At 72.4% G+C, this 14,258-nt stretch carries 13 protein-coding genes and 1 rRNA gene; 7 read left to right on the forward strand and 7 right to left on the reverse strand.

The genetic code is table 11. From position 1 onward, the window contains the following. A 5S ribosomal RNA gene (gene rrf, locus AB0J08_RS21750) occupies positions 1–84 on the forward strand; the annotation flags it as partial. A gap of 74 nt (positions 85–158) precedes the next feature. On the opposite strand, the gene AB0J08_RS21755 is transcribed toward rrf, so the two are convergent. The 7 genes from AB0J08_RS21755 to AB0J08_RS21785 form a co-directional block, all read right to left on the reverse strand. Continuing rightward, a complete protein-coding gene (locus AB0J08_RS21755) occupies positions 159–1,889 on the reverse strand; it encodes a hypothetical protein (protein WP_360636548.1) in 1,731 nt (576 codons plus the stop codon). Beyond that, complete coding sequence (locus AB0J08_RS21760) at positions 1,886–2,869, reverse strand: protein phosphatase 2C domain-containing protein (protein WP_360636551.1); 984 nt, start codon at positions 2,867–2,869, stop codon at positions 1,886–1,888. The genes AB0J08_RS21755 and AB0J08_RS21760 overlap by 4 nt, the downstream gene beginning before the upstream one ends. Then, positions 2,866–3,549 (reverse strand): VWA domain-containing protein, encoded by a 684-nt coding sequence (locus AB0J08_RS21765; protein ID WP_360636554.1) that lies wholly within the window; start codon positions 3,547–3,549, stop codon positions 2,866–2,868. Before AB0J08_RS21765 ends, AB0J08_RS21760 begins: the two co-directional genes overlap by 4 nt. Before the next feature lie 133 nt (positions 3,550–3,682). Continuing rightward, positions 3,683–4,048 (reverse strand): hypothetical protein, encoded by a 366-nt coding sequence (locus tag AB0J08_RS21770; RefSeq protein WP_360636557.1) that lies wholly within the window; start codon positions 4,046–4,048, stop codon positions 3,683–3,685. Beyond that, on the reverse strand, positions 4,045–5,838 hold the full coding sequence (locus tag AB0J08_RS21775; RefSeq protein WP_360636559.1) for a hypothetical protein: 1,794 nt from the start codon (positions 5,836–5,838) through the stop codon (positions 4,045–4,047). The genes AB0J08_RS21770 and AB0J08_RS21775 overlap by 4 nt, the downstream gene beginning before the upstream one ends. Before the next feature lie 692 nt (positions 5,839–6,530). Then, a complete protein-coding gene (locus AB0J08_RS21780; RefSeq protein WP_360636562.1) occupies positions 6,531–7,763 on the reverse strand; it encodes an acyl-CoA dehydrogenase family protein in 1,233 nt (410 codons plus the stop codon). Positions 7,764–7,782: 19 nt separating this feature from the next. Then, a complete protein-coding gene (locus AB0J08_RS21785) occupies positions 7,783–8,961 on the reverse strand; it encodes an acyl-CoA dehydrogenase family protein (RefSeq protein ID WP_360636565.1) in 1,179 nt (392 codons plus the stop codon). 523 nt (positions 8,962–9,484) lie between these two features. Here AB0J08_RS21785 and AB0J08_RS21790 point away from each other — a divergent pair. The 6 genes from AB0J08_RS21790 to AB0J08_RS21815 all read left to right on the forward strand — a co-directional run bounded on the left by AB0J08_RS21790 (position 9,485) and on the right by AB0J08_RS21815 (position 14,192). Next, positions 9,485–10,645: an isopropylmalate synthase gene (locus AB0J08_RS21790; RefSeq protein ID WP_360636568.1), complete on the forward strand. Its 1,161-nt coding sequence runs from the start codon at positions 9,485–9,487 to the stop codon at positions 10,643–10,645. 71 nt (positions 10,646–10,716) lie between these two features. Next, the gene (locus tag AB0J08_RS21795; RefSeq protein ID WP_360636571.1) at positions 10,717–10,908 is read left to right on the forward strand and encodes a lysine biosynthesis protein LysW; all 192 of its coding nucleotides are present in this window, start codon (positions 10,717–10,719) and stop codon (positions 10,906–10,908) included. A 4-nt stretch (positions 10,909–10,912) separates the two neighbouring features. Continuing rightward, complete coding sequence (locus tag AB0J08_RS21800; protein WP_360636574.1) at positions 10,913–11,764, forward strand: RimK family alpha-L-glutamate ligase; 852 nt, start codon at positions 10,913–10,915, stop codon at positions 11,762–11,764. Continuing rightward, entirely contained in the window at positions 11,761–12,816 is a 1,056-nt protein-coding gene (gene argC, locus AB0J08_RS21805) for an N-acetyl-gamma-glutamyl-phosphate reductase (RefSeq protein ID WP_360636577.1), read from the forward strand. Before AB0J08_RS21800 ends, argC begins: the two co-directional genes overlap by 4 nt. Next, entirely contained in the window at positions 12,813–13,616 is an 804-nt protein-coding gene (locus AB0J08_RS21810) for an acetylglutamate kinase (RefSeq protein ID WP_360636580.1), read from the forward strand. The genes argC and AB0J08_RS21810 overlap by 4 nt, the downstream gene beginning before the upstream one ends. A 12-nt stretch (positions 13,617–13,628) precedes the next feature. Beyond that, positions 13,629–14,192: a gamma-glutamyl-gamma-aminobutyrate hydrolase family protein gene (locus AB0J08_RS21815; RefSeq protein WP_360636583.1), complete on the forward strand. Its 564-nt coding sequence runs from the start codon at positions 13,629–13,631 to the stop codon at positions 14,190–14,192. The last annotated feature ends 66 nt before the right edge of the window (positions 14,193–14,258 follow it).

Consider the following 14,258-nt stretch of genomic DNA (forward strand, 5'->3'; position numbering starts at 1 on the left):
TACATTCCGAACCCGGAAGCTAAGCCTCACAGCGCCGATGGTACTGCAGGGGGGACCCTGTGGGAGAGTAGGACGCCGCCGAACAATCATTCACAGAGAACCCCCACCCGATTCCGGGTGGGGGTTCTTTGCGTTGTGCCGGCGAATTCTCGGCACGTCTACAGGTCGGGTACGTCCTTGCGCCTCCACCGGGCATCGCCGCAGTAGACGGTGCCGCGGTCCGTCTTCCACTGCCGGTCGTTGCCGCAGGCGTCGGCGGGTGCACCGTTGGGGTACACCTTGGAGATCTGGACCATGTACTCGTACTTGTCGGGGATGCCGACCCGGCACGGGACGACGGCGTTGTAGTAGACGAAGAGCTGCTTGCCCTCGGCCTTGGCGAACATGCATTGGCCGGCGACGAAGTTGCGGTTCATGCAGAGGTTGGTCTCGGTGCCGTCGCGGTTGTTGTGGTACCAGCCCCGGTCGTACGAGTCGCAGGTGCCGGAGCGCGTGATCGACATCACGCGGTAGACCGCCTCGGCACCGGTGCAGCTCGTCACGGCCGGAGTGGTCGGCTCCCAGTCCGAGATCGTGTCGTTGTAGTTGCTCAGGCAGTCGCCGGTGTCGACGTGGCCGAAGGCGATGTCCGAGGGCGCGGGTTGGGGCGCGGGTGGTGGTGTGTAGGGCGGGTCCACGGGGGTGGTCTTCGCGGGCTTGGGGAGCGGGGCCGGGGTGTACGGGGTGTACGGGGTGTAGGTGGACACCGCTGTATTCGGCGTCGTGTCCGACACCGAGTTCGAGTCGTGGCGGGACTGGACGAACGCGTATGCGGCGACGACGGCGGCGAGGAGGAGGATCACGCCGATGCCGGAGCCCACCGAGGACTTCGGTGCGGGCGTCGGCCCGCCGGGCGAACCCGACGCGGAACCGCCCGCGCCGCCGGTCCCGCCGGTCCCGCCTGCGCCGCCCGCGCCGCCCGCCCCGCCGGTCCCGCCCGCCCCGCCGGCCCCGGTGACGGGAGCGGTCGACGCCGCCACGGCGGCCACCCCGAGATGTTCCGCCCACAGCACCGGGCTCGGCCGCCGGGCCGGGTCCGGGTCGAGGCTCGCGCGGGCCAGGTCGCCCAGCGCCGGACTCACCGCGGTCAGGGCGGCGGGGTCGGTGGTGGTCTGGTCGCGGGCGAACAGGCGGACCGCCAGCAGCGCCAGCTTGTGGACGTCACCGGCCGGAGTGGCCTTCTCCTCGCCCGCCGGGAGCTGCCAGTCCGGTGTCTCGGCCTGCGGCAGGATGCTGGCACCCCGCAGGCGCATGGCGTCGCAGTCGATGAGGAAGCACTCGGGCCGGCCGCCGGCCGTGGTGAACAGCAGGTTCTTCGGGGACAGGTCGCCGACGGTGATGCCGATGCGGTGCAGCCGGCCGAGCGTGGTGGCCAGGTCGGCCAGCAGGAGCAGCCGGTCCCGCTCGCTGACGGTCAGGCCGATGCCGGCCACGTACCTGTCGTCGTTGAGCAGGAACTCCAGGTTCGCGAGCCGGCGGGTGGCCGTGGCCGTGCTGCTCAGGCTGCGGAAGTCGAAGTGGAAGCGGTCGGGAGCGGCCCGCATCAGGAAGCCGCTGGTGCGGCCCTCGCGCCGGACGACGGCGGCGGGCCAGGCGGTCTTCTCGCAGAGCCACCTGCCCTCGCTCCCGCTGAGTTCGGCGAGCAGGCCCACCATGGTGGCCAGGGCACGGGCGTCGAGAAGAGGCAGCAGGGCCGGGGCGTACTCCTTGTAGACGACCTCCCAGCCGTCGCCGTCGGCCTCGTTGATCCTCCGGTTGGCCACCCGGTGGACCACACCCTGGCCGCCCTGCCCGAGCTGGCGGTCCAGGACGAGGGCGCCGTGGTCGACGGTGCGTCCGGAGGTGGTCATCGCCGCGCCGCCGGGTCGCGGGGCCAGACGGCCAGCAGCGTCCGGTCGTCGTCGAAGGTCTCCCGGGAGAAGTCCAGTACGTGCGCGAGCCAGAGCGGCGGCGGTGGTTGGGCGAGGTGGCGGGCGAAGAGCGCACCGACCTGGCCGTCGCCGTCGCCGAGCGGGTCGCCGAAGCCGTCGGTGCCGACCAGCAGCGCGAGACCGGGCGTCAGCCGTACGGTGGCCTGTTCGAGTCGCTCGGGCACGCTGGGCAGCGGGGTCACCTCGTTGGAGACCAGCAGGGTGTCCGAGCCGGTCTTCGAGGGGAAGAGTGGGCGGTACCGGCCGTGCGGGCGGTCCAGCAGCCAGGCGCCGGAGTCCCCGACCCGGCACAGCTGGACGATCGGTCCGTCGGGATGGGGGCGGACCACGCCGGTCACCAGCGTGGTCGCGTACAGGCCCGCGACCTCGGCGGGGCTCGGCTCGGCGCTGTTCAGCCGTCCGCGGGCCAGCCGGTGCAGTCGCTCGGCGGCGTGCCGGGCGACATCCTGGAGGTCCAGCGCCGCGGTGCTCCAGGAGAGTTGGAGCAGCATCCGCTCCAGCGCGGCCCGGCAGGCCTCGCCGGCGCCGAGCTCGGCGTTCGTGGCACTGGAGACGCCGTCGGCGACGGCGAACACGACGGTGCCGGTGGACTCGTGCGCCACGGCGCGGGCGGCGTCCTGGCGCGGCTTGCGGTAGTAGCGGTGCTGGGCACCCCGTACCGAGGCGAGCCGCAGGGTGAGGCCCGGGGTGGACCAGCCGTCGCACTCGGTGTCGGGCACGTCGAAGGCGTCCTCGCCGGGCGGGCGCGACTCGAATTCGACACCGGGCGCACCGACCGCGATCCGCGCCCAGGGCGCCGGCCCCGGCCCCGGCCCCGGGCCGGGGGCGAGCGGCGGGGTCAGCGGTGGGGCCGGCGGCGGCAACGGCGGCGGACCGCCGTCGAGGCCGTACGGATTCACAGGCCCACCTCGTCGATGGCCATGGTGAACTGGTCGGGCCGGTTGACGACGAGCTGCGGGCTGGCGGAGTTCAGCGCGTGGCCCGAGGCGACCAGGCTCGCGGTGAGCGAGTGGAAGAACTCGGCGATGGCCCGGCCGATGTCCGTGCCCGTCTTGGCCACGAAGGCGAACTCCGGCCGGGTCGCGACCTCCAGCATGGTCCGGGCCTGGGCGTCGCCGATCCCGCAGGCGATGATGTTCGGCGAGGTGGGGGTGCGGGCCCGGTCGGTAAGGACGGTGTGCGGGTGCCGCCAGGCGTCGCCGTCGGTCGGCTGGCCGTCGCTGAGGAAGAACACCACCGGGCGGTGCACCTTGTACCCCTGGCCGCGCAGCCACTGCACGTCGGTGGGGATGCGCTGCAGCAGGTCGTCGAAGACCGCCTGGTACCTGGTCGTGCCGCGGATGACCACCTGGGGCAGGCTGGTCTCGGTGCGCATGTCGGCGACGGCGAGCCGGACCTGCACGTCGTCGGAGAAGCCGAGGACGGCCAGCCGCAGTTTGGCGGCGATCATCGGCTCGGCCCGCAGCCCCTCGCAGAGCGAGATCAGACCGTCCGACAGTTCCCGCAGGTAGGGGCCCATCGAGGCCGACTCGTCGGCGAGTACGTAGGCGGGCAGCAGAACACCCCTGGTCTCGGCCATGTGCAATCCCCCTTCAGATCGCGTCCCTGACGCGCGGTTCCGATGTTCGTGCGACGTGCGACGTGCGACGAGCGACAGGCAACGTGTGACGTCACTCGCCGGCGGCCGGGCCCCGTTCCCCGGCGCGGCGTTCCTACGGCAGGAGCGCCCTGACGGCGTTGTCCAGGCCCTGGATCTCGGTGGCCACCGCCGTGGTGGCGGCCAGGCCCTGCCCGGCCCGGGACAGGTAGGCCAGTACCTGCTCCCAGCGCCGCGCGGGTGCGGTCACCGCCTGCTGGAGGTCCTCCGCAGCCCGGGCGGTGGCCGGGTCGGAGCTCTGCCGCAGCTGCTCGGCCAGCGCGAGCACCCGTCGGGCCAGCGCCTCCTCGTCCACCGCCGGCGAGGAGGTGTGGACGGTGGCCGACGAGTTCTCGCCGGCGGCCACCCCCGAACCGGTGATGGTGACGTTGGCGTTGCCGCTGACGTGGAATCCACCGGTGATGCGTCGGTCCTCGCTCATCGGCCCTCCTTCCTGCCGCCGGCCGGCCCGCGGCCGGCCCGGGTCATGATCCTGCTGGCGGCTCCGGCGGCCACCGCGGAATTGACGAAGTTGACGGTGGCGTTGCCGGAGGTGAACACGCCGCCGTTGTAGATCACGCTCTGGCGTTCCCGGAGCTCGGAGACGTCCACCTGGTGGTCCGCCAGGAAGTCGGTGAGCGTGTCCAGGACGCGGCGTTCGACGATCTTGGAGTACATCTGGCTGTCGATCTGCTGGAAGTACCGGTGGAACTGCGTGTCGCTCGCCGTCTCCCGGAGGCTCAGCGCCGCACCGTAGTTGAAGGCGCCGAGGGCGATCTGCCGCAGCTGGTCGCGTTCCTTGCGGCGTTCGGCCAACTGGGCGCTCACCAGGGCGAGCAGCTTGAACGGGGCGGTCGGCAGCCGGAACAGCACGGCGCCGGCCGAGGAGCGCAGCAGGTCCGCCAGCTGCCACCAGGTGGGGCGGTCGAGCAGGTGGTCGACCTGGTGGTAGCGGCGGTGGAGCGGGGGGAGCAGCGAGGTGGCGCCCTCGACGAACAGCTGGTCCCGCGCGGGGCTGAGCGAGAAGCGGACCGCGGTGGTGGCCACCAGTTCGCTGTTCCAGCCCGCGACGGTGGTCACCAGGTACGGCCGGGCCCGGCCGGAGCCGTCCGCGCGCAGCCGGTCGAGCACGGCCGGGTCCAGGGCGATTTGCGGCCGGCCCTCGGGCCGGGGGAGGAGGAGCGGGCGGAGTGCCTGGTCCAGGCCCTGCGCCAGGTCCGCACCGTTGACGAAGACGCGCTCGGAGATCTCGACGCCGGGCAGCCCGAGGCCGGTGACCGCCGTCATGACCTCGGCGTCCAGCGTCTTGAGGGTGAACGGGACCACGTGGTCGAACTGCTCCCCGGGCCGGTCCACGGCGACGGTGAAGTTCCAGCTGTTGAGCTGCCTCCCGTAGCCGAGGAACGGTTCGTAGCCGGCGAAGACCGAGACGTTCCCCTGCTGGTCCTCTGTTGCCAGCCGGCTCAGCAGCGTCTCGTCCTGCGGCCGGGCGCGCGGTGCCTGCGCGGGGTCGAAGGCGCCCCGGCGCAACTTGGGCCGCAGGACGCCGTAGAACGTGATCAGCCGTTCGACCAGCACGATGCCCCAGGCCACGGCGAGCAGCGGGAGGCCGAGGGGCGGCAGCGGGAGCGGGATGACGGAGGTCGCGGGGTCGGAGAGGGGCTGGTAGGCGAAGGAGGCCACCAGACCGACCGCGGTCAGGGTGAGCAGCACCTGGGCGGTGGTCTGCCGGGTGCGTGCGGCGAGCGCGTAGCGCAGGACGCAGACCAGGTCGACGCCGGGTGAGGAGGCGACGGTGCGGTGCGGCTCCTTGAGGACGGACTCGACGGCCCGGCCGGCCAGGTCGCCCTCCAACTGCACGGCCGCGCACAGGTAGCGGGTGGCGTCCGTGGCCAGGGAAGGGGCCGGCTGGTGCGGCCCGGGGTGGGGCGCCGTCGTCCAACTGCTCGATGTGGTGGGCATCGTGGCGGCGCCGGTGGGAGGGGGCGTCGGTGCGAAGGTGGGGGCCATCGGCGGCGCCGCCTTCGCGGGGCCCGGCAGGGTCGGCCCGGGCGATGCCCCCGAGGCCGGGCCCGTACCGCCCAGGCCGGTGGCGCCCGTACCGCCCAGTCCGCCCGTACCGCCCGGGCCGCCCGTACCGCCCGGGCCGGCTCCGCAGCCGGGGCAGCGGACGGTGGCCGGTGAGCAGGCCGTGCCGCAGCCGGAACAGGTCCACATGTCGAATGTGCTCATCTGATCATCGCCGACTTTCGTGCGACAACGACGTCCCCGTGAGCCTGCGGGGACGCGTCGGCAGGGTGCCGCGGAGGCGTCGCGCATGCATGCCCACAGCATGTACCTGCCCGGGACGGCTCGGCGCCATACGTATCCGTCGTTACCAAACCAATACGTGATGTTGCGTCAAACTTGATAGTCATCAAGTTAGTTGATCACTACGGCGTGGTGATCGGGGGCGGCGCACCCGGGCTTTCCGGACGCCCGGCCATGTGGTCGTGGACAAGGACCGCGGTGCGGGGAGGTCGGTGTGGACCCGGCGCGGTCGACCGGTCGAGGCCGAGCGCGGTCGACCGGTCGCGGCGCCGACCCGGCCGCGGCTCTCCGCCGAACACGGCAAGACCGTCGCCGATGTCCACGGCGACGTCCGACGGGGCGGAGTTCGCCCACCGCCGAGGCCGTTCCGGGGAGTACCGGGAAATCCCGGGACGGGTCGCCGATCCGCGTCACGCGCCGCCGGCGGGACAGCGGGAATTCACGTGCGGTGTTCCGGAGGATGAACTCGGCGTGACATATTCCGATCGAGTCGGAATTCGACCGGCCGGCCGGTCCACATACCTGGACCGGCCGGCCGGTACCGGTATTCCCGTGGTTCTTCCGGCCCGGTCCCGGGCCGGGCCGGAAGAACACGCGAGGTGCCGAATTCCGAACTACGCGGGAACGGCCCCGGCGGACTGCGTGAGGCCGTCGAAGCCCGCCGGGTCGATGCCCAGGCCGGCCGGCGCCACCCAGTCGAAGGGCTGGTAGACCGCCGGGCCCAGGCCCAGGCTCTCGGCGACCGTCTCACGCAGCCGGTTCGAGGTGAACCCGCCGATGACGTTCATCTGCGCGTCCCGGTAGAGGCGCTCCACCTCGTGTCCCCGGGTGACGCCGGCCGCGCCGTGGATCTGTACGGCGCGGGCGGCGACCTCGACGGCCATCTCGGTCGCGTAGATCTTGAGCATCGCGATCGCCTCCCGGGCCGACCGGCCGGCGGCGAGTTCGGTCACCGCCTTGCGGGCCAGCACCCGGGCGGCGTCGATCTGGGCGCGGGACTCGGCGAGCTGGGTCTGCACGCCCTCCATGTGCCCCAGCGGCCGTCCGAAGGAGACCCGCTCGCCCGCGTACCGGACCGACGCGTCCAGTGCGGACTCGGCGATGGCGATGGCCGAGACCGAGATCAGCAGCCACCCCCAGGCCATCAGCTCGGCGAGTTCGCCCGCCAGTTCGCCGAAGGGGACGGGCACCACATCGGCCTCGGAGACCACGGCCTCGGTGAAGACGATGCCACCCCAGGGCATGCCGCGCAGCCCCATCCGCGGCGTCTCGTAGCGGCGGACGCCGGGCTGGTTCAGGTCGACGAAGGCGAGGCACCAGTCGTGGCCCTCGTCGCCGGGGGCCTTCTGCCGGCGGGCGAGCGTCACGGCCAGGTCGGCGTCGGGCGCGTTGGTGATCTTGGCCTTCTCGCCGCTGATGACGAACCCCTCGCCGGGGGCTCCGGCGGGCCGCACGGTGGTGTTGTAGGTGCCGGCGTCGCTGCCCGCGGGCGGCTCCACGATGGCGAAGCAGGCCAGCTTCTCGCCGGAGATCAGCGGCTTCAGCAGCCGGTCGTGCTCGCTCGACCGGCTGTAGCGGGAGATCAGCTTGCCGCAGAGCAGGCCGGACACGGTGGCGGTCCAGTAGCTGCCGGCACAGGCCCGGGCCAGTGCCTCCATGGCCGCCAGCTGGGTGAGCCCGTCGGCGCCGGTGCCGCCCGACGCCGGCGGGTGGAACAGCCGCAGGTAGCCGCTGTCGATGATCTCCGTCCAGTTCGGCGGAGGCATCCGGCCCTCCGCGTCGGTCTCGGCGGCCCGGGACGCGGTGCCCGGGAAGCTGAGGACGGTGCCGTGCGGTGTCTCGGTCATGTCGGTATCAGTCCTCACATCAGCCGAGCCCGAGCAGGGACGCGGCGATCACCGGACGCAGCACCTCGGTGCCGCCGCCGGTCTCGGCGAAGAACAGTGCGTCGCGGTGCGCCCGCGCGATCAGGTGGTCACTGGTCAGGGCGGCCGGGCCGGACAGGCGGGCGGCCCCCTCGGCGACCGCCCGCGCGGCGGCCGCCACGAAGAGCCGGGCGGTGGCGGCGTCCTGGCGGGTGGGCCGGCCGCCGGAGTCGAACTGTCCGGCGGCCCGGTACAACAGACCGGCGGCCAGCTCGCAGCGGGTGGCGAGGTCCGCCAGCGTGAACCGGACGGACTGGGCGTGCACGAGGGGCCGGCCGAAGACCTGGCGCTCGGCCGCACCGTCGACGGCGTCCCGGACCAGGGCCCGCATGACGCCGAGCCAGGGTGCGCTGGAGAAGACCCAGTCCAGTGACGCCATCAGCGGCTCCACCTCGGCCTCGGCGCCGCCGACGGTGCCCAGCACCGCGTCGTCCGGGACGTGGCAGCCGTCCAGGACCAGTCGCCCCCAGGTGCAGGTGCGCATGGCGGCCGGCGCCGACTCGGTGATCAGCAGCCCGGGCGTGGAGCGGTCCAGCACGAAGGCCGTCCGGCCGCCGCCGTCGTGCGTGGCGACGACCAGGAAGTGGTGGGCCACCGGGCCGCCGGCGACGAGGTCCAGGTCGCCCGTGAGCACCCAGCCGCCCAGCCCCGGCGTGCCGGGCCGGGCCGTGACGGTCGGGGCGAGCGCGGCGCCCTGGGTCTGCCGCAGGGACACGGCGCCGATCCAGTCGCCGGAGGCCATCAGGGGCAGGTAGCGCTCGCGCTGGCGGGGGCTGCCGAAGGCGCGCAGCGGCACCGTGGCGAGCACCGCGTGGACGCCGACGGCGAGGGCGAGGCCCGGGTCGCGGGCTCCTTCGCCCAGGCCTTCGAGGAGGGCACAGGTCTGGGTGGCGCTGAGGCCGCCGCCGCCGAGGGCGCGCGGTACCAGCGGCCCGGCGAGGCCGGGGCCCGGTCGGGCGCCCGCCAGTTCGGCGAACAGGGCCGGGTCCCAGCGGTGGTCACGGTCGCGCTCGGCGGCGCTCGGCCGCGCGACGCGCTCGGCCAGTTCGCGGGCCGCGGCGGCCGACGACGGGTCGCCGGCCCCTGGGGCGGCGGGCTTGAGTTCCTGTGGAGCAACCATCGGACGTTCTCTCCTTTCTACGGGCCGTGCTCAGATCGGTAAGAGGTCGCTTCCCCCGGCGCTGCGGGGTGCGTTCGCACGCTTCGACCGTTCTCTTCTCACGTTTTCCCTGGCTCCGTTCTCGGATCGCGGAGGTGCGGCGGTACGGGACGGCACACCGTCGGGGAGCGCTCGTACGGCTCGCGGGGCTCGCCCCCGGCCCCGCCCCCCGCTCGGCGCGGATTTCGCGCGCCTATTCAGCGATACAGGCCGCTCGGGAGGCGTGTCCAGAAAATTGTCGGCATGCCGACGAGAAGTCCGCACAGCTCACCGTCCATGACGTTGCATCACAGTCCTTGACAAGCTTCTGACATTGACGGTGTTGTCCCTTCACGGCGAGATCGACCACCATATTTGTCGAGCGCACTGCGCATCGTCGCTCTTTCGGCCCTGCTTCATTCGTACATGCCGCATCGCGAGAATTCAGGCCGGAGCCGAGGTCAGCGCGAATGGGAACCCGGCTCCGGAAAAGGAGGGAACGCACATGGCACCAGCAGAGCACCTGAAGGAAGACGTGCCCCCGCAGGGGCTGCCCCATCTGTCCGACGCGACCTTGCGGGACTCCGCGCACATGGCCGGCGTCGAGTTCGGCCCCAAGGACGCCGCCCACATCGCCGACCTCCTGGTCCGCACCGGCGTCGAGCTGGTCGAGGTCGGGATGATCTCCGGCCCGTCGTCCAAGGACGCGGACCTCATCCTCGCCACCCACGAGGCGGTGGGCCCGGAGCGCTCACTGAGCCTGGTCGTGGTGCGCGACCGCCAGCAGGTGGTCAAGGCGCTGGACGAGGCCAAGCGGCTGGGCGTGAAGTCCGTGATGTTCTCGATCCCGACGTCCGAGCAGCACGCGGCCCTCAAGCTGAGCTCGGCCAGCACCAAGTACCTGATCGCGGTGGCCCGGGCGGCCATCGTCGCGGCCAAGGAGCGCGGCTTCCACGTCACCTTCAGCGGCGAGGACGGTGCCCGCACGCCGAAGGAGCGGCTCGTCCCCTACGTCGAGGCGGGCTTCGAGGCCGGCGCCGACCGGTTCCGGCTCGCGGAGACCGTCGCCTACCTGTCGCCCTGGCAGATGGAGGAGCAGATCCGCAGCATCACCGCGATCGACGGCTCCGAGATCGAGATCCACTCGCACAACATGCTGGGCATGGCGGTCGCCAACTCGCTGGCCGCCTACCGGGCGGGGGCGAAGTGGATCTCCGCGACGGCCGGCGGGATCGGTGAGCGCGGCGGCAACGCCCCGCTCGCCGAACTGCTCACCTCGCTGCGGGTGATCTACGGCGACACCCGTTTCGACCTGAGCCACCTCACCGAGCTCACCAACGCCGCGCTGCGCGGCGCCCGGCTCGGCGACGCCTTCCAGTCCGGCCCCACGGCCCCGCACGCCTTCGCCTACGAGCTGCCCGGTCAGCTGACCCACCCGGAGGCCTACGAGACGCTGGCCCCGGAGATCGTCGGGAACTCCCGCGAGCTGCGCGTGCGCACCCGGCTGACCTCGCCGCTGGTCAGGTGGGCCCTCGACGAACTGGCCGAGTCCGTCGACGTCGATGCCTTCACCGCCTGGCTGACCGGCCGTCAAGAGCAGGACGACCGCGACCTGCTGGACCGCGACGCGATCCGCAAGGCCGCCGTCGAGTTCCAGTCCGTCTGACCGGGCCCGGCACCTCCCGGGCCGCACCTTCCCCTCCCCGGCTCCACATCCACAGAAGAACGACTACGGAGATGACAATGTCTGCTGGCACGTTGACCGGCCTGTGCCCCGAATGCGAGACCGACCTGACCACCCCGCCGTTGGTACAGGGCGAGACCATCGCCTGCCCCGAGTGCATGTTGACGCTGCGGGTCGAGGACGTCGTGGAGGGCCGGCTCAGCCTCCAGATGGTCGAGGTGCAGCTTCGCGATTGGGGCCAGTAACCCCATGGAACGAACTGTCGCCATCGTCGCCGACCGGGTCGGCTGGGAAGAGCGCCGGCTGATCGACGCGGCCGCCGTCCTCGGCCTGCGCGTCGAGTGGGTCAACGACGAGTCCCTCTCCCTGGGCGACCAGGAGTCGGCCTCGCTCGGTGGCTACGCCGCCGTGCTCGTCCGCAGCCGCAGCTACACGCGGGGCGGCCTGATCGCCACCGTCGCGGAGGCGGCCCGGATCCCCACCCTGAACACGGTCTCGGCCATCCAGGCCTGTGAGAACAAACTGACGCTGCGCGCCCAGCTGCGCGCCGCGGACGTGCCGGTGCCCGACTTCCGTCTCGTGCTGTCCCGGCGGGACTTCGAGAAGGCCCTGGCCGAACTGCCGCCGCCGGTCGTGCTGAAGCCGGTCTTCGGAGGCATGGGCAAGCGGGTCACGCTGCTGCGGGACGCGGACACCGCGCACTCGGTCTACGACTACGTCGAGGACCTCGGGCACGGCTTCGAGCAGGCCTCGCTGGTCGAGCCCTACCTGGCCGGCGGGTCCTCGCTGCGCTGCTTCGTGGTCGGCCGCGAGCTGGTCGCCATCGCGGAGTTCCACAGCGCGGGGACGGACTGGCGCAGCAACGCCGCGCTGGGCAACCGCAACCGCGCCGTCGACCTCGACCCCGAGGTGCAGAAGATCGTCGACGGGGTGCTGGACGTCCTCGGCGAGGGCATCTTCGGCATCGACCTCTTCGCGACGCCCAACGGCTACGTGGTCAACGAGGTCAACCACGCACCGGCCTTCAAGGCGGTGGCCTCGGCGACCGGGGTGGACATCGCCACGGCCATCGGCCGCTACGTACGGGAGGAGATCGGATGATCCGGGTCGGCATCTTCGGGGCCTCCGGGCTCGCCGGCGGTGAACTGATCAGACTGGTCGTCCAGCACCCCGAGCTGGAGCTCACCTTCCTGGGCGGCAACGCCAGCGCGGGGCGGCGCCCGGCCGAGTTCCACCCGGGCCTGCGGCTGGACCTCGGACTGACCATCGAACCGGTCAGCACGAACCTCGCCGGCCGGTGCGACGTCGTCTTCCTCGCCACACCCGCCACCGCCTCGGCGGAGCTGGCCGCGCGGCTGGCCGACGAGGTGCCCTGCGTCATCGACCTCAGCGGCGCCTTCCGGATCCAGACGCCGGCCCTGCACGACCGGTGGTACCCGGACGTGCGGCGGGCGGGCGGCCTGGCCGACCGGTTCGTCTACGGCGTCCCGGAGCTGATCGGCGACCAGCTGCCCGGCGCCGCGCTGATCTCCCTGCCGGGCTGCTTCGCCACCGCGATCACCATCGGGCTCGCCCCGCTGGTGATCGGCCTCGGCCTCAACCTGAAGACCGTGGTGGTGGACGGCAAGACCGGCTCCAGCGGCGGCGGCCTGTCGCTGCGGACGGCGGACCTGCACCCGCTGCGCAACGGCGCCATCGCGCCCTACGCGCCGGCCGGGCACCGGCACGCGGCGGAGGTCAAGGACTTCCTGGAGCGCAGCAAGCCGGGCGGCATCGACTCGCTGAGCATGTCGGCGTACGGCGTCTCGCACGTGCGCGGGCTGATGGCCAGCTCCTACGTGTTCACCGACGACGAGGTGGACGCGCGCACGCTGAACCGCGCCTACCTGCGCTTCTACAAGCAGCGTCCCTTCGTGCGGGTCCGCCGGCACAACGAGACGCTGATCCCGGTGCCCGACCCGCAGGCCGTCCTGGGCTCCAACTACTGCGACGTGACCGTCCTGCACGACGAGGAGGGCGGCCGGATCGTCGTCCTGGCGGCGCTGGACAACATGGTGAAGGGCGCGGCGGGCCAGGGGATCCAGGTCCTCAACCTCCGCTTCGGCCTGCCCGAGGAGACGGGGCTGACCATGCAGCCGGTGATGCCCGCATGACCGGGACGACCGCCACCGGCACCCCGACCGTCGTCAAGCTCGGCGGCAGCACGGTCGACGACCTCGCCGGCTCCTGGTGGGACGACCTGGCCCGGTTCGGCCAGGACCGCCCGCTGGTCCTGGTGCACGGCTGGTCCAAGCCACTGAAGAACCTCAGCCCCCGCTACCACGAGCCGTCGGCGATCCTGCGCGACCGGTACGGCAACCAGAGCCGGTGGACGACCCCCGAGGTCATCGAGGACATCAAGACCGTCAGCGCCGAGCTCGCGGAGGACGTCCTGCGACGTCTGGAGCGGCGCGGGATCACCGCCGAGCGCGCGCTCGGCAGCGACGGCCTGGTGACCGCGGGCGAGGGCGAGCGCTGGTGGTGGAAGGAGAAGCAGCTCGTCGAGCTGGAGAACCTCGTCGGTCCCATCACCGGCGTGGACCCGACGGTGCTGAAGAACCTCCGGCCGGGCCACGCGTACCTGGTCACCCCGCTGGCGCGGGACGCGGCCGGCCGCGAGGTGAACACCGACGGCGACCGGGCCGCCGCCGCCGTCGCGGGCGGCATCGGGGCCGAACAGCTGGTCCTGGTCACGGATGTCGCGCACCTGCTGATCGACGATCAGCCGGTGCGCCGGATCACGGCGGAGGCCGCGGCCAGGTTCCGGGACAAGGGTGCCACCGGCGGGATGCGCAAGAAGCTGCGCGCCGCGGGGGAGGCCCTGGACCGGGGAGTGGAACGCGTCGTCATCGGCAGCGCACCCGTGACCGACCTGATCGCCGAGCGCACCGGAACCGTCATCACACGAGCGTGAGGAGCAGGGCACGTGGCGAAATCCCGTGTGCTAGTCGTCAACAACGGAACGCTGTCGCTGAAGCAGCTCCGCGGCCGCTTCGAGGAACTGGGATCGGAGACGGACGTCGTCCGCGCCGATTCGGTACCCGCCGACCTCGGCGGCCGCTACCAGGCGATCGTCCTGAGCGGTACCAAGGTGCGGGCCTATGACAGCGACTTCTACCGGCCGCTCATCGACCTCGTGACGGGTGCCGACGTCCCGGTCTTCGGGATCTGCGGCGGCATGCAGATCATCGCCGTCGCGGCCGGCGGCCGGCTCGCCGAGGGGCCGCAGCGCGTGGGCGGCTACGAGGTGCAGGTCGACAAGGAGGAGCCGCTCTTCACCCATGTGAAGCCGACCGTGACGGTCTTCCACCGGCACACCCTCTACCTGCAGGAGGCACCCGAGGGCTTCCGCTCCATCGGCCGCTCGGAGCACGCCCCGGTGGAGTTCATCCGCTCCGAGGACGGGCGGATCCACGGGGCCCAGGCACATCTGGAGTTCCGCAGCGACGGCCTGGAGATTCTGCGAGGCTTCGCCCAGTTGTACCAGTGACGGTCCGTCAGCAGGCGTGCGCGGCCGCGCTCTTCGGGGCGGCCGCCGCGTCTGCGCGACGCACAC

Source organism: Kitasatospora sp. NPDC050463, assembly GCF_040655255.1.
Taxonomy (GTDB): domain Bacteria; phylum Actinomycetota; class Actinomycetes; order Streptomycetales; family Streptomycetaceae; genus Kitasatospora.

What these genes read in the sequence shown, in the direction of transcription:
- AB0J08_RS21755 (WP_360636548.1), bottom strand. Translation starts at nt 1,889, where the DNA reads ATGACCACCTCCGGACGCACCGTCGACCACGGCGCCCTCGTCCTGGAC.
- AB0J08_RS21765 (WP_360636554.1), bottom strand. Translation starts at nt 3,549, where the DNA reads ATGGCCGAGACCAGGGGTGTTCTGCTGCCCGCCTACGTACTCGCCGAC.
- AB0J08_RS21770 (WP_360636557.1), bottom strand. Translation starts at nt 4,048, where the DNA reads ATGAGCGAGGACCGACGCATCACCGGTGGATTCCACGTCAGCGGCAAC.
- AB0J08_RS21775 (WP_360636559.1), bottom strand. Translation starts at nt 5,838, where the DNA reads ATGAGCACATTCGACATGTGGACCTGTTCCGGCTGCGGCACGGCCTGC.
- AB0J08_RS21780 (WP_360636562.1), bottom strand. Translation starts at nt 7,763, where the DNA reads ATGACCGAGACACCGCACGGCACCGTCCTCAGCTTCCCGGGCACCGCG.
- AB0J08_RS21785 (WP_360636565.1), bottom strand. Translation starts at nt 8,961, where the DNA reads ATGGTTGCTCCACAGGAACTCAAGCCCGCCGCCCCAGGGGCCGGCGAC.
- AB0J08_RS21790 (WP_360636568.1), top strand. Translation starts at nt 9,485, where the DNA reads ATGGCACCAGCAGAGCACCTGAAGGAAGACGTGCCCCCGCAGGGGCTG.
- AB0J08_RS21795 (WP_360636571.1), top strand. Translation starts at nt 10,717, where the DNA reads ATGACAATGTCTGCTGGCACGTTGACCGGCCTGTGCCCCGAATGCGAG.
- AB0J08_RS21800 (WP_360636574.1), top strand. Translation starts at nt 10,913, where the DNA reads ATGGAACGAACTGTCGCCATCGTCGCCGACCGGGTCGGCTGGGAAGAG.
- argC (WP_360636577.1), top strand. Translation starts at nt 11,761, where the DNA reads ATGATCCGGGTCGGCATCTTCGGGGCCTCCGGGCTCGCCGGCGGTGAA.
- AB0J08_RS21810 (WP_360636580.1), top strand. Translation starts at nt 12,813, where the DNA reads ATGACCGGGACGACCGCCACCGGCACCCCGACCGTCGTCAAGCTCGGC.